This window comes from Hymenobacter glacieicola (genome assembly GCF_014640315.1).
In the GTDB taxonomy this organism is placed as follows: Bacteria; Bacteroidota; Bacteroidia; order Cytophagales; family Hymenobacteraceae; genus Hymenobacter; species Hymenobacter glacieicola.
This window is the reverse complement of the sequence record NZ_BMGS01000001.1, coordinates 475,650-496,602: the sequence shown is the minus strand read 5'-3', so window position 1 is coordinate 496,602 and position 20,953 is coordinate 475,650. Positions and strand designations below refer to the sequence as shown.

The window sequence follows — 20,953 nt, the reverse complement described above, 5'->3', positions numbered from 1 at the left end:
CTTTCCTTCCTAGGACATCAACTACTTATTTCATGCGTAATAAAGGACTCATCATTACGCTGACGCTTCTGGTGTCGGCGTTGTGCATCTACTTCCTCTCGCTGACCCTCGTGTCGCGCGGGGTGCAGAAGGATGCGGCGCGCTACGCCTCGCGTAGCGGCCAGATCAACGAAAAAGCCCGTCAGCACTACCTCGATTCGGTGTGGCGCGCGCCCGTATTTGGGCCGCTTACCTATAAAGACGTGCGCCAATCGGAGCTGGGCTTGGGCCTGGACTTGAACGGCGGCATGCACGTAACGCTGGAGGTTTCGCCGGTGGAAATTGTGCGCGCCATGAGCGGCAACTCCAAGGACCCCGTGTTCAACAAGGCCATCGACCAGGCCCAGGAACTGCGCAAGACCAACCCCTCGACGCCGTTCACCACCCTGTTTGCCCAGGCCTTCCGCGACGTAGCACCCAACGACAAGCTGGCCCGCGTGTTTGCCAACACCACGAACAAGAGCCGCGGCATCGACATCAACTCGACCAACGAGAAGGTAATCGGCGAAATCAACAAGGAAGTAGAGGAAGCCATTGACCGCTCCTTCAACATCCTGCGCACCCGCATCGACAAATTCGGCACCAGCCAGCCCAACATTCAGCGGGTGAAGGGCACGGGCCGCATCCAGATTGAGCTGCCCGGCGTGGACAACCCCGACCGGGTGCGTAAGCTGGTGCAGGGCCAGGCCAAGCTGGAGTTCTGGGAAGTATGGCGTCAGGACGAATTCGCGCCCTACCTCAACCAGCTCAACCAGGTGTTGAGCGCCAAGGAAACAGCCGCCGCCACCACGGCCGCCGCTACCCCTGCTACTGCCGCCAGCACTGATACTACCGCCACGGCCGCCGCTACCGTCCCCGGCGACACCACTTCGCTGGCCAGCCAACTGGCCAAGAAAAACACCGCCGCCACGGCTAAGGCCGACTCGGCTGCTCCCCAGAAAAACGTGCTGGGTAGCCTGTTTACCATGCCCGGCACCTTGGGCGCCAACATCCGCGACACGGCCCGCGTGAATGCCGTGCTGCGTAGCCCCGACACCCGCGCCGTACTACCTTCCAACCTCACTTTCATGTGGGGCGTGAAGCCCGACGTAATTGAGGGCCAGGAATACCTGCAACTCTACGCCATCCGCAAGAGCCGCGACGTGGAAGCCCCGATTGGCGGCGAGGTAATCAGCGACGCCCGCGGTGACTTCGACCAGATGAGCGGCCGCGCCGAGGTGTCGATGCAAATGAACCCCGGCGGGGCCCGCAAGTGGCAGCGCCTCACGGCGGCCAACATTGGCCGGCAGGTAGCCATTGTGCTCGACGATAACGTGTACTCGGCGCCGGTGGTGCAGGCGGAAATTGCCGGTGGCAACTCCAGCATTTCGGGCAACTTCACCATTGAAGAAGCGCAGGACCTGGCTAACATTCTGAAGGCTGGTAAGCTGCCTGCTCCTACCCGCATCGTGGAAGAAGCTATTGTAGGTCCTTCCTTGGGCCGCGAAGCTACCAACCAAGGGTTGTTCTCGGTGATTGGCGGCCTGGCTATTATCATGCTGTTCATGGCTGTGTACTATGGCCGGGCCGGTCTGGTAGCCGATGCCGTGCTGCTGTTCAACCTGTTCCTGATTATGGGTGTGCTGGCCCAGTTGTCCTTTGCCCTGACCCTGCCGGGCATTGCGGGCCTGCTGCTGGTAATTGCCGCCTCCGTGGATGCCAACGTACTGATTTTCGAGCGAATCCGGGAAGAGCTGGACCACGGTTTGCAGCCCACGGACGCCATCAACAAAGGCTACTCGCGCGCTACTACCGCCATCTTCGACTCCAACGTAACCCAGCTGATTATTGCCCTGATTCTGGGCTTCTTCGGCACGGGTCCGGTCCAGAACTTCGCCATTACCCTGGGTATCGGCGTGTTTACTTCCTTCCTGGCGGCCGTGTACGTGTCGCGCCTCATTATTGAGCGCATGGTGAAGAACGGCAACACCAGCCTAAGCTTCAGCACCTCCATTTCGCGCAACCTGTTCAAGAACATCAACTTCGACATCGTAGGTAAGCGCAAGATTGCCTACGCCTTCTCGACGGTGTTTATCATCATCGGCTTTGTGCTGATGTATCTGCAGGGTGGCCCCAACCTGGGCGTTGACTTCCGCGGTGGCCGCGAATACATTGTTGATTTCAACAAGCCGGTAGTAGCTTCTGATGTGCGTGACTTGCTCACTAACCAGTACTTTGGGGGCGCGGGCACGGAAGCCAAAACATTTGGCTCAGAAAGCCGCCTGCGCATCACGACGGGCTACCTGGCCAGCGACGAAAGCGTGGAGGCTGATAACAAGGTGCAGTCGGCGCTGCTGACGGGCCTAAAGGCTAAGTACGGCGCCGAAAACCCGACTATCAAGAGTTCCTCGAAGGTAGGCGCTACCATTGCCGACGACATCAAGCGCACTTCGGTACTGAGCCTGGGCCTGACCCTGCTGGCCATTTTCGTGTACGTGCTGTTGCGCTTTGAGAAGTGGCAGTACTCGATGGCAGCCGTGGTGGCCCTGTTCCACGACGCCCTGATTGTCATTGCCTCCTTCCCGATTGCGCGGGCCCTGGGCTTGAACTACGAGATGGACCAGGTGTTCGTGGCGGCCGTGCTAACTACCATCGGTTTCTCCATGAACGACACCATCGTTATCTACGACCGAATCAGGGAATACCTGCGCGAAAACAAGCACCTCACCTTCGCCCAGGTGGTAAACCCGGCCCTGAACAGCACGTTCTCCCGCACCATGATTACGTTCACGACGGTATTCCTGGTAATGGTGGTACTCTACATCTTCGGCGGCGAAACGCTTCGTTCGTTCTCCTTCGCCATGATTATCGGTATCATCTTCGGTACGTATTCCTCGCTGTTCATTGCCGCGCCGCTTATCCTGGACACCTACGGCCGCAAGGAAAAGGAGCGCCTGAACACCTCCACCGACGCCGACGCACCCAAGCTGAGCACGGCGCAGGTGTAGTTTCATTAGCTGTTGGCCAGTGGCTGACAGTTTCTCTACCCACAAAAAAGCCCGACCATGTGGTCGGGCTTTTTTGTGGGTAATTAAGCAGAGGCCGCCCAGCCCCCAACGGCCCGCAAGTTTTGGCCTAGAGTGGAGGTAGTAAAGAAGAACGTCATTCCGAGCGGAGCGAGGAATCTGGCGTGCTGATGTTGCAATGGTAATCCAACATCAGCACGCCAGATTCCTCGCTCCGCTCGGAATGACGTTTGTTTTTTGTTATCTGTCCACCCAGCCTAGCGCAGTGCGTGCGCTTGCTGGGTGGACTATTAGACGCACAAAAGCCCCACCAGATGGCGGGGCTTTTGTGTATGGAATCGACTGCAACAATTCGTGCAAGCCGCTGCAGCCGTGATGTTAGAAGCTAGCGGTTACGCCCTCGGCAACTACCTCTTTCACCTCGGGTACCATGCGCTTGAGCAGGTTTTCGATGCCGGACTTCAGGGTAACGGTGGCGGAGGGGCAGCCGGAGCACGAACCTTGCAGGTTCACGGTCACGATGCCCTCGTGGTAGCTTTTGAAGGTGATGTTACCCCCATCCTGCTCCACGGCGGGGCGCACGTAGTTATCAAGCAGGTCGATGATTTTCTGGCTGGTTTGCTGGTCAGCCTCCGAAGCGTCGCCGGTGTTGGCGGCGGCCTGCTGGGCAGCGCGCTGCTCAGCGGCGGGGTCCACGGTGAAAATGGGTCCGCCAGCCTCTACGTACGACTTCAGGAAGGTGCGCAGCTCCGGGATTAGCTGGGCCCACTGGTGCTCCGTGGTTTTGGTGATGGTCACGAAGTTCTGGGCGATAAACACCCGGCCCACGTAATCGAAGTTGAATAGCTCCTGGGCCAGCGGCGAGTTGGCGGCGGCTTCCAGGTTCGGATAGTCCACGCTCACCCCATCTGCCAGCAGCTGGGTATTGAGCACGAACTTCATGGATTCGGGGTTGGGGCTGGCTTCGGCGTAGATAGAAACCGGCGCAGCGGGGGCAGTGAGTTGTTCAGCCATGTTTGAAAGACTTGGAGACAAGCGAAGGGAAAGTCGGCCGAATATGATCGACCGGACCAGATAAACCGCCTTGGGCGGCAATGGTTACAAAGGTAACCGAATGTAGGAACAAGAGTTGCCAGTTAGAAGTGCCGTTTTCGGATGCCCACTTGGCTTTGGCAAATCTCGCGCGGGGTAGGCGCGGCGGCCAGTAACCTACGTACTGCTGCTCGGAGTGTGCTAAACTGCCAGATGCTACTGCGGCACCAAACGCCGGTTGCCCGTAGATTTACCCGCGCCTATGACCTATCCATTCCTGCTGCTTACTGCTGCCACGCCGCCTGCCTGGCCCCTACTCCTGCCTTTTTTTGGTTTGCTGGCCCTAATTGCCGCCGGGCCGCTGCTGTTTCCGCACTTTTGGGAGCGGTGGTACGCCCACGTGGCCGTGGGGCTGGGCCTGCTGATGCTGGGCTACTACGGCTTGGTCCGGCACGACTGGCACACGGCCGTAGAAACCCTGGCGGAGTACACTTCTTTCGTGGTGCTGCTCGCGGCGCTGTTTGTGGTGGGTGGCACCTTGTACCTGAACCTCAACGTACCGGGCACGCCGACCCGCAACGTGCTGCTGCTGGCCGGGGGGGCCGTGCTGGCATCGGTGGTGGGCACTACGGGGGCTTCTCTGATGCTGATTCGGCCCTTTATCCGGCTGAACGACCAGCGGATTCGGCCCTACCACATCGTGTTCTTTATCTTTATTGTAAGCAACGCGGGCGGCCTGCTCACGCCCCTCGGCGACCCCCCTTTGTTTATCGGTTACCTGCGCGGGGTGCCTTTTTTCTGGACTGCCCAGCATCTGTTTGCTCCGTGGCTGCTGGCTAATGGACTGTTGCTGCTGCTGTTCTGGCTGCTGGATCGGCGCACGGCTTACCCCGCGCCGTTGTCCCGCAGTGAGCGACGCCGGGCCCACGCTAAAAAAGGCTTACCCCTCTACGATTTCAATGGCCGCTACAATTTGCTGTGGCTGCTGCTGGTGCTGGGCGCCGTTTTTCTGAGTCCGAGCCAACTGCCCTGGTTGCCCACGCTGCCCGTAGCCGGGCTGAAAATTTCCTTTGTGCGCGAAGCCATTCAGCTGCTGGCGGCCTGGGGCTGCTACCGCACGGCTCACCCGAAGGCGTTGGCGGCAAATCACTTCACCTTTGGCCCTATTCGGGAGGTAGCGTTTCTTTTCTTCGGCATCTTCCTGACCATGATACCGGCCCTGCAAACGGCGGCCCACGTAGCCGCCGATCCGGCCGTGGCAAGTCGGCTTACCCCGGCCGCGCTGTACTGGCTGACGGGCGTGCTTTCGGCCTTTCTGGATAATGCGCCCACCTACGCCTCCTTTCTGGGGCTGAGCTTGGCGGGGCACCAGCTCGACTTCGCCCAGACCAGCGCCGTGCAGCACTTTGCCGCCAACGCAACAACCCAGCCGTTGCTACGGGCCATTTCCAGCGGCGCCGTGCTGTTCGGGGCACTAACCTACATCGGCAACGGGCCTAACTTTCTGGTGCGCGCCATTGCCGAAAAGGAAGGCGTGCCCATGCCCAGCTTCTTCGGTTACATAGGCTGCTACGCCTTGCCTTATCTGCTGCCGGTGCTCGGCATTATCAGCGGCTGGCTGCTGTGGGGCTCGTAAGGAGAGCAATCCGCAGCCGTGGAACGCGCGTATGGCAGGTGCTATGGTTGCTCGCTTGAAATCTGCCCTTTTTCGGCCCGTTGATATTGCTTGGCTGGTGTACTTCCGGTTGGGCGCTGGCTTCCTGATGGCCCTGGAGCACGCCGGCGGCTTGGTCATTGGCCGGGTACGCAACTACACCGAGCCGCAGTTCCACTTCCGCTATATCGGCTGGGAATGGCTGCCCGCTCCGCCCCCGGCGGGCATATACGCCGTGTACGGGCTGGTACTAGGGGCCGGGCTGGCCGTGGCTGCCGGCTGGCACTACCGCCTGATGGCCGGGCTGCTGAGCCTGGGCTACGGGGCCTTGCTGCTGCTGGAGGAAACGGAGTACATCAACCACTTCTACCTCTACGCCCTGCTGGCGGCCGTGCTGGTCTGCCTCCCGGCCCACCACGCGGCCTCCGCCGATGTGCGCGCCGGGCGGGTACGGCCGGCCGCCACTACCCCCGCCTGGACGCGAAGCCTGGTGCTGTTTCAGGTGGGGTTGGTGTACGTGTTTGCGGCCCTGGCCAAGCTCAACCCCGACTGGCTGGCGGCCCGCCCTTTGGGCATTTGGTTGGCGGCCAGAGCGCACTACCCCGTGCTGGGGCCGGTGCTGGCCGCTGCTCCTACCGCCTGGCTGATGAGCTACGGCGGCCTGCTGTTCGATGCCCTGGTAGTGCCCCTGCTGCTCATCCGCCGGACCCGACCGTGGGCATTTGGCCTGGCCGCCGCTTTCCACCTGATGAATGTGGTAGTATTTGGGCTGGGTACGTTTCCGTGGTTTTCCCTGCTGCTGACCAGCCTGTTTTTCGCTCCTGATTTTCCGCGCCGCCTGCCAGGGTTTGTAGGCCGTTGGTTTCGGCAGCGCCTCCCCCTTGCTGACGTGGCATCAGCAGACGCAGCGGAGCAGGTTCCACCGCATGCTACCCCTTTCCAACGCTGGATACTGGCGGGGCTGGGCGCTTACCTGCTCGTACAGCTAACCTTGCCACTGCGCTACCTGCTCTACCCCGGCCAGGTGCACTGGACCGAGGAAGGCCACCGCTTCAGCTGGCACCTGATGCTGCGCACGAAATCCGGGTCGGCTGTTTTCCGGGTGCGCCTACCCGGTGGCCGCGAGGAGATAGTACAGCCCGCTACCTATCTGACCCGCAACCAAGTAAACAAGCTGGTGAATAGCCCCGACCTTATCCTGCAGTTTGCCCATCTGCTGGCCCGGGACTATCAGCGGCGCGGCCTTCGTCCGGTTGCCATCCACTGCGACTCATGGCTAAGCCTGAACGGGCACCCACCCCAGCCCTTGGTGAGCCCAAAGCTGAATTTGTTAACTCTAAAGCGTAGCCTCTCTCCTTACCCCTGGATTGAGCCCGCTTACACGCAAAGCAAGTAGTGCGCGGTAGCAGCTAAAGCTGGTGCATTATTATGAGGTCGTTATCCTCCAATCCACTCGGCGTGAGAGCCTTTAAGCGAACTGTTAGCAACTCCCAGCACGAGTGTCATTCCGACTGTAAGGAGGAATCTGGGTTCACCATGTCACGGCTTGACACTACTACGATTCAACTCAAATTCTCCCTGTGCCGGAATGACGCGGTAGTCTTCTCAACTATTCTTACTGAGCAGGTTACGCGCGGTTGGCGCGGGCGCGCAGCAGCATGTCAGCTAGCACGAGGCTGGTCATGGCATCTACAATGGGCACGGCGCGGGGTAGCACGCAAGGGTCGTGGCGGCCGCGGCCGGCGAGGCTGATGGCTTCGCCCTGGTCGTTGATGGTAGCCTGGGGCTGCAGAATGGTAGCCACCGGCTTAAAGGCGACGCGGAAGTAAATGTCCTGGCCGTTGCTGATGCCACCCTGAATACCGCCGCTGTGGTTGGTACGGGTGCGCACCTGCCCAGCCTCATCGGTATAAAACGCGTCGTTGTGCTCAGAGCCGAACAGGTGTACGCCCGCGAAGCCCGAGCCGTACTCGAAGCCCTTCACGGCGTTGATGCTAAGCATGGCCCGGCCCAACTCGCTGTGCAGCTTGTCGAACACCGGCTCGCCGAGGCCGGCCGGCACGCCCCGCACTACCCCCGTCACCAGGCCGCCTACCGTGTCGTGCCGGTCGCGGGTCTGGCGGATGAGCTCGGCCATGCGCGCGGCCGTTTCGGGGTGGGGGCAGCGCACGGGGTTGCTTTCAATCAGGCCCAGGTCCAGCTGCTCGTAGCCCACGGGCACGGCCACCGCGCCCACCTGCGACACGTAGCTGCTCACCTGAATGCCGTGTTGCGCCAGCAGCTTCTGGGCTACGGCGCCGGCGGCCACGCGCGCGGCGGTTTCGCGGGCCGAGCTGCGGCCGCCGCCCCGGTAGTCGCGCCGGCCGTACTTCTGGTCGTAGGTATAGTCGGCGTGGGAAGGACGGTAAGCGTGCTCGATGTGGGAGTAGTCGTGGCTGTGCTGGTCCTGGTTGCGAATGAACAGGCTGATGGGCGTGCCGGTGGTATAGCCCTCGAAAATGCCCGACTGCATCTCGACCTGATCGGCCTCCTTGCGCGGGGTCGTCAGGTCGCTCTGGCCGGGCCGGCGCCGGTCCAGGGCCGCCTGAATATCGGCCGCTGTGAGGGCCAGCCCCGCCGGGCACCCATCTACTACTACCCCAATACCCGGCCCGTGCGATTCTCCGAAGGTAGTGATGCGAAACAGGGTGCCGAAGGTGTTCATCAGGTGAAATAGTGAGATGGTGAGATGGGAAGCTTGTCGTTCAAACTGCGCCACCGGTGCAAGTAGCACAGCAAACTCCCCATTTCACAATTTCATCCCCTTACCTTCTGGCCCGCCACCACCCAACGCCGGCCATCAGCAGCAGGACCACCACCACCACGTTGGCGTACCGGCGCACATCCCGGTAGGTGTCGCGCGGATGCAGGGTAGCATCCGCCTCGGGCAGGGCAGTGCGGTAAAACGGGTCATCTAGCCGCGCCCGAAAGGTAGAAGTAGTACGCACCGGCCCCCGCACCACCGGCTGCAAACCGGCCCGCAGTGTATCGTAGCGCGCGGTTGCGGGATTAAACACAACCACCCGAAACAGCGTGTCGAGGGCCACGGGACCGGGCCGGCGCGCCACCAGCCGGAACTGAAAGCTTTTGCGCCCCCCTACCCTTCCGCCCTCACGCGTAAGTTCCTGCTGCACCTCCGGGCCGTACACTTCCACGGCCTCCGAAGCAGGCAGCGCCTCCAGGTTAATAGCCGCCAAGTTGCCTTCGCCTTCCACGCTGAAGGTGTACGTAAAGGCTTTGCCCGTTCGAAAAGTAGTCCGGTCGATGGCTTCCTTTACCCGGTAGCTACCCACCGGCACTTGGTCGCGGAGCGGATGCGGAGGCAGGGCCTTCACTGGAATAGTACGGGCGTTGGCGTAATAGATTTTATATCCTGCCAGGCGGTTGTCGAGGCCCGGGGCTGGTTTTTTGGCCACTTTGTATTTCACCATCTGCAGGGCCACGGCCGGAAACGTCAGGGGCTGGGTGTTCAGCGGGTACAGCTCGGCCTCCCAGAGCCGGTAACGCAGGAAGGGCTTGCCCCCGACGATTACGTTTTCGGGCAGTACTTCCTGCTCATCGAAGCTTTCCTCCCACACGGTGCGCTGCCGGAGCTGGCGGATAATGCCAGGGAGCTGCTGGGCAAAATTGTAGAAGTTCAGCACGGCCTGGTCTTGGGGCGCCAGGTAGAAATACAGCCCCACGTGTACTCCCTGCCCCACAAACACGCTGGTTTTATCGGGTACTACGGCCAGGAATGCCTGATCCTGAGGCTCCACGTATTCCTGGGGTTTGGGCTTTCCAAACAGCTTATCCAGCAACCCAATGCCTTGCAAGGGGCTGGCCCCCGGTGCAGGCCCGGGCGCGGGTGGCGTAGCAGTAGCCTGCTGTGGATTAACGCGCAAGGCTGCTCCCTCCGAGCGAATTGTGAGACCATTGACGGTCATGCTGAAAGGTTTCACCGCGAAGGTGCCCGGGTCAAAAGCCGCATAGCGTTGGGTGATGGTCAGTTCCGTAGAGCTCTGGCCGTTAACCGTGCGTGTGGTAGTGGTACTAGACTTGCCACTTTTTTTGAAGCCCTCAATTTCTGGAAAGGCCGAATAGCGCTCCAGCGGGGCGCCCCGCAGCCGGAAGCTAATGGTATAGTACTCATTAATAGGAAATGTTGACTTGCCCAGTACAATGTCAGCCGTTGGTGGCTGCTTCTGCCCGGCAACTATTCCGCACCCTACCCATAGCACGCCCAGAAGAACAAAGAAAAAGCGCATCAGCTATTCACAACAAGTCAACCCGTCAAAGCTATAGAAAACCGGCGTCAGTGCTAACCAAGCAGCATTGACTACCCAGATTCACTCCTACCTCTTACGCAGTTACATAACCTGACTTATAAGATTTTGGCTTTTTTAAATCCATAGCTGAGCCCAGGTCGTAATTCCCCTCAAAACCACCCCCCAGCTTCTGGTTAACCCAAATTTATGGGGTTTTAAAAGAACCGCTTGGTAGCGGGTGGCTCCGTATTGCCTTCACTTTTTTTCACCCAACCCATCCTTGCTATGTCCAACATCACGCAAAAAGGCAGCGACGAAGCGGAATTCGCCAAGCCGCTGTATACGCCCATCAAGCGTCGCTCCTTCTTCATGTATGCCGGCGCTACTGCCGGTGCTACCGCTCTACTGCTCTCGGGCTGCGATGACGATGAAGGCGACGTATCCAACCCAACGACTACCGGCACAGTAAACTTAGGTTCCGGTGACGTAGGTGTGCTGAACTACGCTTACGCGCTGGAACAACTGGAAGCAGCTTTCTACGCTCAAGTAATAGCCAACTTCGCATCCGGGTTTAGTGCCGATGAGCGCACTGCCCTAACGGCTATTGCCCGGCACGAAGCTATTCACCGGGACTTCTTTAAAACTGCCATCACGGGGGCGGCTGCTTCGCAGATCATTCCTGGCCTGACGCCTAACTTCAGTGCCGTTAACTTCTCCGACCGTGGCTCGGTACTGGCCACAGCCAAAACGTTCGAAGATTTGGGCGTAGCTGCCTACAACGGCGCTGGTGCTCTTATCCAGAACCCGGCTTACCTCGGTATTGCTGGCAAAATCGTATCGGTAGAGGCGCGCCACGCTGCTTATATCCGTGACTTGATCAGCAATGGCACATTCGCCGACAACACGACGGTTGATTCTAATGGCTTAGATAAAGCCATGACGGTAGCTCAAGTACTTACTGCTGCCCAGCCGTTCATCCGCGAAACCATCAACGGCAGCAACGTCGGTAAATAACCTTCTCCACTCACATCTGACCACTGAATCATATGAACCTGTTTCAAATAATTACCGAGCTAGAGAAGGTTGATCCAGAAATTGCGGATCGTCTTACCCACCGTCGTAGCGCCCTGAGCGCGCTAGGTAGCTTCGGAAAAAAAGCAGCATTGGCTGCTGCTCCTATTGCCATTGGATCTGCCTTCAACAAGGCCGTTGGCCAGAACACGCTAACCGCCGTTAATGATGTGCTGAACTATGCGCTGCTGCTGGAGCGGCTAGAGTATGCTTTCTACGACCAGGCACTAAGGGCTCCTGCCTTGGCTGCTAACCTGACGAGCGGCTCGGCTGCTCGTGGAGCCATCGAAACCATCCGGACTCACGAGTTGGCGCACGTAAACCTGTTGACAGCTGCCCTGGGCTCTGCTGCTGCTGCTGCTCCTACCTTTGATTTTGGTACGACTGCCTTCAGCAACTACGCATCGTTCCTGACGTTTGCTCAGGCTTTTGAAGACACCGGAGTGCGGGCCTACAAAGGCCAGGCTGGCAATATCCCCCGCACATTGAACCCCACCGTAGGTGGCACGCAGGTAAACTTGCTGACGGTAGCGTTGCAGATCCACTCGGTGGAAGCCCGCCACGCAGCCCACATCCGCTACATGCGTCGTGGGGCAGCAGCTGGTGCTCAAACTACCATCATGCCGTGGATTGTAGGCGCCGAGGCTAATATGGCTCCTGCTGCGGTTTATGGTGCTGGGGTTCCAGCCGCTAACTTCCCGGCAGAAAACAACCTCGTACAAGCTGGCATTACCCTCACCACGGGTATCGGTGCCACGTACACTGAAGCCGATGTAAGCGCAGCCTTCGATGAGCCACTCGACAACACGACGGTAACTAACATTGCACGGTCGGTAGCTAAGTTCTAATACTTACCGCTTGCGCCTAATTAAGGACGGTCCTTCCGGGGCCGTCCTTTTTTGTGTTTTTTGCTTGCACGCAACCTTTCCGCACGACCGTAGCTCTCATAGCTGGTGCATCCCGGTTAATCGGAGTACCTTTGTTAATCGGGAAGTTGCGGCCTGCGTTGGGCTGCTCCCCGCCGAGTTACTACCGCATGTCTGACTCTGCTTTCTCCTTTTTAGGCCGTACGCTGCGCCGCCGCTCTTTTCTTCGCGTAGCAGGTGCTACTGTCGCTTCCTCGGCCCTCGTGCTAGCTGGCTGTGACAGCAACGACGATACGGAAACCCCAGCCCCTACCACCGCTTCCCTCACTTTCTCCAACGATAACTTTGGTTTGCTCAACTACGTGTACCTGCTTGAGCAACTGGAAGCAGCGTTTTATCAGAAGGTAGTGAGCAGTTTTCCGTCCGATTTTACTGCCGCGGACCGGGCCGCTTTCACGGATCTGCGTGACCACGAAGTCATCCATCGGGAAACGCTGAAGTATGCGCTGGGCTCAAACGCATACGATGCCAACGCCGGCACGAACGGCATGGTATTCGACTTTTCATCCTTTGCTCTTACTAGCCGGACGGGAGTGTATACGGCGGCGCGGACCCTGGAAGATGTGGGCGTGGCGGCCTACAACGGCGTTGCTAAGCTATTGCAGGTCGTCACCGACGGTAGCCACCTTACCTACCTGAAGCTACTAGTAAAGCTAGCTTCGGTGGAGGCGCGCCACGCCGCCTTCGTGCGCGACCAGTTGCAGGCCTCTTCCTTTGCTGATACCGACATAGTGACGGCCGCCGGCGACTTAGCCGGTCTGGATACCGTAAAAACGCCCGTGGAAGTAACTGCCCTCATTGCCAAATACGTGCCCGTAACGATAGTGGCCACGTCATTGCCTACTACCTAAGTTGCGCTTGCGCCTGCCGTTATGGATTTTCTGACTCTCCTGGCCCGAATTGCCGACCTTTCTCCTGCTACTACCTTTCCCAGCGACGTTTCGGCGCGGCGCACGGCGCTTACCCGCTTGGGTCAGGCAGGAGCTGCCGTACTGCCGCCGGTGTTAGCAGCTTTGCCTTCCCTAGCTGATGCCAAGGTGCTGAATAACAGCACTATCCTGGATGCAATTAAGCTGGCGCTTACCCTGGAATACTTGGAAAGCGAATTTTACACCCGGGCACTGGCCTTGCCGAATGCCACTACCTTTTTCGGCTCGGCTGAGAATAGAAACGCTATTCAAACCATTGCCACCCACGAAAATCAGCACGTAGCGCTGTTGCAACGGCTGCTCACCGAAGCTGGCGCGGTAATTCCCGCCAAACCTAATTTTGACTTTACCGGCAGCAAGAACGGCGCCCAGTCGGCGTTGTACCCGGATGTATTTACCAACCTAGATACCTTCCTGAAGGTAGCCCAGTTGCTGGAAGATGCGGGGGTGCGGGCTTATAAAGGGCAGGTTGAGTTTCTGGTGTCGGATAATTATCTGCTCGAGGCCTTCGTGCGCACGCACTCCACGGAGGCCCGCCATGCTTCCCATATCCGTACCATGCGCCGGCAGCGCGGGGCTGTGGTTAAAAGCTGGGTAAGCCCCTCCGATGCGGCCATTACCACTGCCGGGTCAACTCCTGATAAGGCATACGCTGGAGAAGCTACTACCGCGCAGTATACGCCCGGCCCCCGCGTGGTTCCGTTCGAAACTACGCTCCCCATTAATGTGGGCGACCCGCTCCTGAACCGGGAGGCCTTGCTAGCCAAAGTAGCTGAAGCTTTTGATGAGCCCGTTGATGCTGCTACGGCAACTGAGCTGGCGCAATTATTTATTTATTAATAAGCAGTAGAAAACCGCTTTAATATTCTGTTTTCTGCATGTAGCTTATCAAGGGACGCTGATGCGTCCCTTTTTTTATGGCTCTTGGAACCGAATTCAATGAGCGGCTGTCTCGCACTTGCACTCAGGTTTTATTTTTTTGTATCTTTCGACAAAAGACGCAAAAGCACTCCGGTACAGTTAAGCCTTTTTTAACTGCTTTCGTACACTGCCCCGACCCACCTAATGAACCGCTCTTTTACCACTTAGTGAAAACCAACTTCACCCATGCTTGAGTACGCTAAAACCATTCTGCTCAAAGTGAGCTTCGACAAGATTCTCTTCGAGAAGGAGCTACGTAAAGCCCTCCGCACCTTAGTGCCGGCAGAGCTTTCGGAGTTGAAAGCTTGGTGTTACCAGCAGTTCTCCGCCTTGTACCGTCGCATTCTGAACCGCGTGTTCACCCAGCCGACGGTCGCCGCCTAACTGACCTTTTCTTTCCACACACCGGAGCCGGAAGTCGCTTGCCTACAGGCAGGCCTGCTTCCGGCTCCGGTGTGTTTGGCCCCAACTGGTAGTCTTACATCTTTGGCTCAGTTGCATCGGTAGCGGCCGCAGGCGTTATGGGGTCTGGTTCCTCCCCCAGCACAAACTGAATATTGCGCTGCAACCCTGCGTAGCCCGTGCGCTTCACCGCCGACTGCCGGAACAACTCCGAAAACAACTCGTGGGTGATTTCCTGCCAGTCGCCGGGCGTGAGGTCTTTCAGGCTAGGGTGGGCATTGAACTGGGGCTCCTGGTGAGGCTTCGAGAAGCGGTTCCAGGGGCACACGTCCTGGCAGATGTCGCAGCCGAAAACCCAGTTGCCAAACTTGCCTTCTACCTCCCGCGGAATTTGGTCCTTGAGTTCAATGGTGAAGTAGCTGATGCACTTGCTGCCGTCTACCACGTAGGGCTCCGTAATGGCCTGGGTAGGGCAGGCATCCACACATTTGGTACAGGTGCCACAGTAGTCTTTGATGGGGCCGTCGTAGTCCAATTCTATATCCACAATCAGCTCGGCAATGAAGAAGAAGCTGCCCGTGCCCGGCCGGATAAGGTTGGTGTTTTTTCCTACCCACCCCAAGCCGCTCTTCTTGGCCCAGGCCTTGTCCATCACGGGGGCGGAGTCCACGAAGCAACGGCCGCCTACTTCTCCTATTTCCGCCTGCATATCCTGCAGCAGGGTTTTGAGCTTGTCTTTAATGACGAAGTGGTAGTCGCGCCCGTAAGCGTACTTACTGACTTTAAGCGTGTCGTCGGGCTGTTGGGCTTCCTCGGGGGGGTAGTAATTCAGCAGCAGGGAAATGACGGATTTGGCCCCGTCCACGAGCAGGCGCGGGTCGAGGCGCTTATCGAAGTGATTGGCCATGTAGGCCATCTGCCCGTGCATCTGGCGGTTCAGCCAATTTTCCAGCCGCGGGGCTTCCTCTTCCAGAAACTCAGCCTTGGAAATGCCACAGTACATAAAGCCCAGCTCCGCCGCCCGGCGTTTAATAAAGGCAGTATAGTGGGCGGTGGGAAGCATGGTTTGACATGATGGATTACAAAGCTACGGCATTCTGATGCGGATTACTTTTTCGGCTAGTAACCCGTAACCGACCTGTTCATGCCGGTTTCACGGATTGGCTCGCCCAACAAACCGGCCCTTCCCTAGCAAAAAGTCGACCGCCCTCTGCACGGCCCGGGCACGGCTTTCATCAGCTTTCAACCGAGTGATGTAGCGGATTATTTCCTGCTGTCGAGAGGAAGTTAGCCGGTCAAACACCAGTTGTGCTTCCCTCGTTTCGCTTAGCGCTTCGGCTAGTTGCGGATGCATGGGCAACGTCCGTTCCTGCGGGTCAAATGCTATGGTTATCTGAATAGTTTCGCCAATCCGCTTAGGTGAGTTCTTGAGCATCGACAGGTTGATGTAGAGCCGCCACGCGCCGCTAAACTTCACCAACGTTTGCTGATATGGCAGTTGATTAACGGTCCCCCGTACTGGAATAGGCCCCTTGGACTTTCCGGCCTGTCCGAAAAGAAAGGTCAGTACTTCCAGTGGCACATCTACGAATGGATTGACACCTATCAGCTTAAGCTCGGCCGAAAATTCTCTGCTACTCATCTAGTAAACACTAAATGTTGATTTCAAACGGTAACTGATTCTAAACACCTAGTCCGTTGCACAGAAAAGCGGCGGAAAACTACCTTAAACTGGTGCTTTCCGCCGCTTGGCAATACGTGCTGAATCTTAGCTAAACAGCTCCCCCGGGGTACCGGTGTTTCCACGCAAATGCTGGGGCATTTGGCGGCCCAGGTGCTGGTAGGCCAGCTCGGTGGCCTCGCGGCCGCGGGAAGTGCGCTTGATAAAGCCTTCCTGGATGAGGAAGGGCTCGTACACTTCCTCAATGGTTTCGGCTTCGTCGCCGCAGGCGGTGGCAATGGTGCCGAGGCCTACGGGGCCGCCCTTGAATTTGTCGATGATGGTGCTCAGGATGCGGATGTCCATTTCGTCGAGGCCGTTCTGGTCTACGTCGAGGGCGTTCAGGGCAAACTGGGCAATTTCGCGGGTAATGGTGCCGGTGCCTTTGATCTGGGCGAAGTCACGGGTACGGCGCAGCAGGTTGTTGGCAATCCGCGGGGTGCCGCGCGAGCGGCGGGCAATTTCAAAGGCCGCATCCTCGTAGATGGGCGTACCCAGGATTTCGGCCGAGCGCTGCACAATGGTCGTTAGCAGGGCCGAATCGTAGTACTCTAGGCGGGCGCTGATGCCAAAACGGGCCCGCAGCGGCGAGGTGAGCATACCCGAGCGAGTGGTAGCCCCAATTAGGGTAAAGGGCGACAAAGAAATCTGCACCGACCGCGCATTCGGGCCCGAATCGAGCATGATGTCGATGCGGTAGTCCTCCATGGCCGAGTACAAGTACTCCTCCACCACCGGGTTCAGGCGGTGAATCTCGTCGATGAAGAGCACGTCATTCGGCTCCAGGTTAGTGAGCAAACCGGCCAAGTCAGAGGGCTTGTCTAGTACCGGCCCGCTCGTCATCTTGATGCCCGATTCCAGCTCGTTGGCAATGATGTGCGAGAGGGTGGTTTTGCCCAGACCGGGCGGGCCGTGCAACAGCACGTGGTCAAGGGCTTCGCCGCGGTGCTTGGCAGCGGCCACGAATACTTTCAGGTTTTCGACTACCTTGCCCTGGCCAGTGAAATCATCGAAGGAAAGGGGCCGCAGGGCCTTGTCGATGTCCTTTTCAGTGGCATCCATGTGGTCGTTGCCACCAGTCATATACGGTTCGCGCATAAGCGTACAATGTAGTTCAGCGTGTGGAAAGGTAACAGTTGGTAAGCTGGGTTGGTGCCTTTTTTAGCAAAAAATATCCTATTTACTCTATTTAACTAATACCGTTAGCAAAATCTTGATGACGGATTTGTCCGTACTCCTTTCCAGGTTCTCCCTGACCCGTAACTTGCCGCCTCACCCGCGCCGCTTCTTATGTCCGCTGCTTCCTGGCTTGATGCCCTTCCTACTGACTTCTACGACCAGCTGGCCCACTGCCTCAGCCTACACGGCATGGCAGCGGCGGAGCTGCTCAGCCAGCCGGAAACGCAGCGCTTAACGGCGCTTACGACCTTGGATGGCCCCAAGGTACAGCAGCTAAACCAGATTCAGAACCACCAGCAGCTACTGGCCAGCCTACACGCAGAACCGCTGGATTTATACCATTTGCTTCTATTGGGCCGGCTCACGCTGGAAACGTCTCTGGCTACCCCCGTGCTGGCCTACGTGCAGGAGCAGATGCAAATTGACGAGGCCCAGCTAGAATACCTAAAAACCTACTGCCTGGAGCTGAGCGCTGCCTTCTTGAACACGTTGGAAGAGCACGTAGCGGCGCCCGTTGGCACGGCCTCCCTGGGCCTGCACCGGCTCCAGATTGAAGAAGCTTTCACCAAGCTGCTGGCAGCCCAGCCCACTCCTACCCCGCCAGCAGCCAACCTACGCCTGTCGGAGCCCCAGCTGCAGATGCTGCGGCTAGCCCTGCTGCTGGTACACAGCCTGCCGGCCACAGCCGACCATCCGTTTCTGCGGGCTGTGGGGAAGCTACCGCACTTGCAACCATCAGCCCTGGAACCTCTTATTGAGCACCTCAGCCGCGTGCGGGCGCGGGAGCAGCTTACCCTTACCATGCCGGAGCTGGTGCAGCTTTACCAAGGTATGCAGGTGTGCGGGATGATTTTTGTCTCGGATGTAATGAGCCGGCTGGGGCTGGAAGACGCCTTCCCAACCCTATCCGAGGCCGAGGCCGCTACCATTGACACGGAACCCGTCAGCAACCGGCAGGCCGTCGGTGAAATGGTCAGTGGCTTTACGCTGTGGGTGCAGCAAACCTTCCCTGAGTCGTCGGAAATTCAGCAGGCCCGCCAGGAAATCCTGGCCCTGGCCGACACGCTGTAGCTGGCTACGCGCTGGGTGTATTCAGTAACACCTCAATCTCCAGGTGCAGCCAGTCGTCTTCCCAGGCTTTGTGGGTTAAGCGGGCACTGAGGGGGTAGCCGGCGTCGAGCAGGCGGGCCACAGTTTCGTTCCGACCTTCGGGCAAATAGCCCAGCCAAAAAGAGTCAATTCCGGTGGTTAGTACGCGTACGGCCCAGTCGTCGTACACACTATCAGCCTCGCGAACCAGGGCGAGTTGCTGACCAAGTTGCAGGCGCGGCTCATACTCAGGCAGACCTTCGCGGTGAGTAGTACCGGCCACAAGGCATTCAAGCAAAACCAGCGGTTGGGAAGCAGTTGACATGGTGAAAAGTGGAATGTAGCAGCGTAAACATACGCGCTGAAACCGGTTTGAGCCAGCTACGGCCTGAACTTGCCCGGCCCACCACCCGGCCTCACGCACCACCCCGGCCCCGGCCGAGATTATTCCCTGCTCAATAGGTGAGACTGGCTGCAGGAATTTGCCAAACACCAGTTAGTGTCTACTGCTGTACTTTGCCTGGCAAGTATGTACTTTACGGCCCAGCTTTTCTCTTTATTCTTTTTACTCTTTTACCTCTGATGAAAACTCGTATACTCTTAACAGCTCTTGTTCTGAGCACCTGCTCCCTAGGTTCTGTCTTCGCGGCGGCGCCTACTCTGCCCGCTTCTTCCCTGGTTGCTCCCGGCGGGTACATGATGATTATTTCGCGGGTTTCGTTGGGGTTCAATGCCCAAGCCAGCATTGTGACTGTATCTCCTGAGGGCAAAGAGCAAGTCAAAGAAATTGACTTCAGCCGCTTTAGTGCCAAGCAAATGGCCGGCAACATGACGGAGGTTCACAAAGCCGCCATGGCCACGGTAAACCAGTATGCTGCTGATGGCTGGCGGCTGGTAAGCGTAGTGCCCAGCGACGTGGCCGGCGGCGGCAACACCGTGTTTAGCCAAACGATTTACTACCTGGAAAAAAAATAGGTCTAGTAACCGCCTTCGGCTACCGCCACCCGTTGCGTGGTTGGGCTAGCTTTCGACCGCGAACCACCATAAGAAAAGCGCCGCCTTCTACTGCAGAGGGCGGCTCTTTTGGTATTGGGCGGCATCCCCTTACCCACCTAGCGGCACGTTGGCAGTACCGGCGGGCCTATTCGGTTCTGCCTCAAGCGACGCGAACTACTACCCATGAGGTGGGGCTAGAAGTGCGGCAGGTAGCTCCGGCCAGTTACCTATGCTTCGCGGTCTGGAATAGCAACCTTGAAGTAGTCCTCAACTTGGACCATAAGCCCAACGGCATCAAGTTCCAGAACTCACCAAAAAGGTAAACGGCCGTTCTGCTTCCAGAACGGCCGTTGTACTCTATTCGGAAGGAAGATCTACTTAAACGCCTGAATGCCGGTAATATCAGCGCCGGTGATGAGCAGGTGAATGTCGTGGGTGCCCTCGTAGGTTACTACCGACTCCAGGTTCATCATGTGGCGCATAATGGGGTACTCGCCCGTAATGCCCATGCCGCCGTGGATCTGACGGGCTTCACGGGCAATTTCCAGGGCAATTTCTACGGAGTTGCGCTTGGCCATAGAAATCTGAGCCGAAGTGGCTTTGCCTTCGTTTTTGAGCGTACCCAGACGCCACACCATCAGCTGGGCCTTGGTGATTTCGGTAATCATTTCGGCCAGCTTTTTCTGCTGCAGCTGGAAGGAAGCAATGGGTTTACCGAACTGCTCGCGCTGCAACGAGTACTTCAGGGCCGACTCGTAGCAGTCAATGGCGGCCCCGAGCGCGCCCCAGGCTATACCGTAGCGGGCCGAGTCGAGGCAGGAGAGCGGACCTTTCAGGCCGTCGATGTTGGGCAGAATATTTTCCTTGGGGATTTTCACGTCCTCGAACACCAGCTCGCCGGTGATGCTAGCGCGCAGGCTCCACTTGTTGTGGATTTCGGGGGTAGTAAAGCCTTCCATGCCCCGCTCCACTATGACTCCGCGGATGCGGCCGTTGTCGTCCTTGGCCCACACCACGGCCACCTGGCACTCAGGCGAGTTGGAAATCCAGAGCTTGGCGCCGTTGAGCAGGTAGTAGTCCCCCATGTCCTTGATGGTGGTTACCATGCCGCCGGGGTTAGAGCCGTGGTCGGGCTCCGTGAGGCCGAAGCAGCCGAGCCATTCGCCGGAGGCCAGCTTGGGCAGAAACTTGCGGCGCTGCTCCTCCGAGCCGTACTGGTAAATGGGGTACATCACCAAGGAGCCCTGCACTGAGGCCGTGGAGCGCATGCCGGAGTCGCCGCGCTCAATTTCCTGCATAATCAGGCCGTAGCTGATGTAGTCCAGCCCGCCCCCGCCGTACTCCGTAGGAATGGTGGGCCCGAAGGCGCCTACCTCCCCAAACTTGCGCACAATTTCCGAGGGGAAGTGCGCCTGCTGGGCCCACTGCTCCACGTTGGGCGAAATTTCCTTTTTCACGAAGTCGCGGATGCTCTGGCGGATGAGCTTGTGCTCCTCGGTCAGCAGCCCGTCGATGTCGTAATAATCCGTGAAACCGGCGGCATTGAGCGAGCCTTTGTTGCGCTGCACCTGGGCCTTGGTCGAGAGAACGTCAGCTTGGGAAGACATAGTAGAAAGGGGTGGGTTTACTGCCAAAGATAGACATTTCGGCACGGACCGCCGGGCGGTTTCTGGGACGGCCAGCCTATAAAAAACCCTGACCAGA

General features: G+C 58.3%; 18 protein-coding genes. 10 read left to right on the top strand and 8 right to left on the bottom strand.

The features are described from left to right. Positions 1-32 precede the first annotated feature (32 nt). Positions 33-3,026 (top strand): protein translocase subunit SecDF, encoded by a 2,994-nt coding sequence (gene secDF, locus IEW18_RS02145; RefSeq protein WP_188556155.1) that lies wholly within the window; start codon positions 33-35, stop codon positions 3,024-3,026. A 396-nt stretch (positions 3,027-3,422) separates the two neighbouring features. On the opposite strand, the gene IEW18_RS02140 is transcribed toward secDF, so the two are convergent. Next, positions 3,423-4,058 carry a NifU family protein gene (locus IEW18_RS02140; RefSeq protein ID WP_188556154.1) on the bottom strand — a complete coding sequence of 212 codons (636 nt, stop codon included), beginning with the start codon at positions 4,056-4,058 and terminating at the stop codon, positions 3,423-3,425. Positions 4,059-4,338: 280 nt separating this feature from the next. On the opposite strand from IEW18_RS02140, the gene IEW18_RS02135 reads away from it, so the two are divergent. Both IEW18_RS02135 and IEW18_RS02130 read left to right on the top strand, forming a co-directional pair. Continuing rightward, a complete protein-coding gene (locus IEW18_RS02135; RefSeq protein ID WP_188556153.1) occupies positions 4,339-5,712 on the top strand; it encodes a sodium:proton antiporter in 1,374 nt (457 codons plus the stop codon). A gap of 55 nt (positions 5,713-5,767) precedes the next feature. Beyond that, positions 5,768-7,126 (top strand): HTTM domain-containing protein, encoded by a 1,359-nt coding sequence (locus tag IEW18_RS02130; protein ID WP_188556152.1) that lies wholly within the window; start codon positions 5,768-5,770, stop codon positions 7,124-7,126. Positions 7,127-7,357: 231 nt separating this feature from the next. Here the strand turns inward: IEW18_RS02130 and aroC are convergent, their stop codons facing one another. Further along, positions 7,358-8,437: a chorismate synthase gene (gene aroC, locus IEW18_RS02125; RefSeq protein WP_188556348.1), complete on the bottom strand. Its 1,080-nt coding sequence runs from the start codon at positions 8,435-8,437 to the stop codon at positions 7,358-7,360. A 97-nt stretch (positions 8,438-8,534) separates the two neighbouring features. Then, on the bottom strand, positions 8,535-10,016 hold the full coding sequence (locus IEW18_RS02120) for a BatD family protein (protein ID WP_188556151.1): 1,482 nt from the start codon (positions 10,014-10,016) through the stop codon (positions 8,535-8,537). A gap of 285 nt (positions 10,017-10,301) precedes the next feature. Here IEW18_RS02120 and IEW18_RS02115 point away from each other — a divergent pair, with 285 nt between their 5' ends. The 5 genes from IEW18_RS02115 to IEW18_RS02095 all read left to right on the top strand — a co-directional run bounded on the left by IEW18_RS02115 (position 10,302) and on the right by IEW18_RS02095 (position 14,247). Beyond that, on the top strand, positions 10,302-11,030 hold the full coding sequence (locus tag IEW18_RS02115) for a ferritin-like domain-containing protein (RefSeq protein WP_188556150.1): 729 nt from the start codon (positions 10,302-10,304) through the stop codon (positions 11,028-11,030). 32 nt (positions 11,031-11,062) lie between these two features. Then, the gene (locus IEW18_RS02110) at positions 11,063-11,935 is read left to right on the top strand and encodes a ferritin-like domain-containing protein (RefSeq protein ID WP_188556149.1); all 873 of its coding nucleotides are present in this window, start codon (positions 11,063-11,065) and stop codon (positions 11,933-11,935) included. 188 nt (positions 11,936-12,123) lie between these two features. Further along, a complete protein-coding gene (locus IEW18_RS02105; protein WP_188556148.1) occupies positions 12,124-12,864 on the top strand; it encodes a ferritin-like domain-containing protein in 741 nt (246 codons plus the stop codon). Between the two features lie 21 nt (positions 12,865-12,885). Continuing rightward, positions 12,886-13,782 carry a ferritin-like domain-containing protein gene (locus tag IEW18_RS02100; RefSeq protein ID WP_188556147.1) on the top strand — a complete coding sequence of 299 codons (897 nt, stop codon included), beginning with the start codon at positions 12,886-12,888 and terminating at the stop codon, positions 13,780-13,782. 267 nt (positions 13,783-14,049) lie between these two features. After that, positions 14,050-14,247 (top strand): hypothetical protein, encoded by a 198-nt coding sequence (locus tag IEW18_RS02095; RefSeq protein WP_188556146.1) that lies wholly within the window; start codon positions 14,050-14,052, stop codon positions 14,245-14,247. A gap of 94 nt (positions 14,248-14,341) precedes the next feature. Here IEW18_RS02095 and queG read toward each other — a convergent pair whose 3' ends face one another. The 3 genes from queG to ruvB all read right to left on the bottom strand — a co-directional run bounded on the left by queG (position 14,342) and on the right by ruvB (position 17,083). Then, entirely contained in the window at positions 14,342-15,328 is a 987-nt protein-coding gene (gene queG / locus IEW18_RS02090; RefSeq protein ID WP_188556145.1) for a tRNA epoxyqueuosine(34) reductase QueG, read from the bottom strand. Positions 15,329-15,418: 90 nt separating this feature from the next. Continuing rightward, complete coding sequence (locus IEW18_RS02085) at positions 15,419-15,907, bottom strand: YdeI/OmpD-associated family protein (RefSeq protein ID WP_188556144.1); 489 nt, start codon at positions 15,905-15,907, stop codon at positions 15,419-15,421. A gap of 126 nt (positions 15,908-16,033) precedes the next feature. Next, positions 16,034-17,083, bottom strand: a complete 1,050-nt coding sequence (ruvB, locus tag IEW18_RS02080) for a Holliday junction branch migration DNA helicase RuvB (protein WP_188556143.1) — start codon at positions 17,081-17,083, stop codon at positions 16,034-16,036. Between the two features lie 192 nt (positions 17,084-17,275). On the opposite strand from ruvB, the gene IEW18_RS02075 reads away from it, so the two are divergent. After that, the gene (locus IEW18_RS02075) at positions 17,276-18,235 is read left to right on the top strand and encodes a hypothetical protein (RefSeq protein WP_188556142.1); all 960 of its coding nucleotides are present in this window, start codon (positions 17,276-17,278) and stop codon (positions 18,233-18,235) included. A gap of 4 nt (positions 18,236-18,239) precedes the next feature. On the opposite strand, the gene IEW18_RS02070 is transcribed toward IEW18_RS02075, so the two are convergent. After that, entirely contained in the window at positions 18,240-18,578 is a 339-nt protein-coding gene (locus tag IEW18_RS02070; protein WP_188556141.1) for an HIRAN domain-containing protein, read from the bottom strand. A 257-nt stretch (positions 18,579-18,835) separates the two neighbouring features. Here IEW18_RS02070 and IEW18_RS02065 point away from each other — a divergent pair, with 257 nt between their 5' ends. Further along, positions 18,836-19,228 (top strand): DUF4177 domain-containing protein, encoded by a 393-nt coding sequence (locus IEW18_RS02065; RefSeq protein WP_188556140.1) that lies wholly within the window; start codon positions 18,836-18,838, stop codon positions 19,226-19,228. Between the two features lie 395 nt (positions 19,229-19,623). Here IEW18_RS02065 and IEW18_RS02060 read toward each other — a convergent pair whose 3' ends face one another. Beyond that, complete coding sequence (locus IEW18_RS02060) at positions 19,624-20,856, bottom strand: acyl-CoA dehydrogenase family protein (RefSeq protein WP_229728561.1); 1,233 nt, start codon at positions 20,854-20,856, stop codon at positions 19,624-19,626. Between the last annotated feature and the right edge of the window lie 97 nt (positions 20,857-20,953).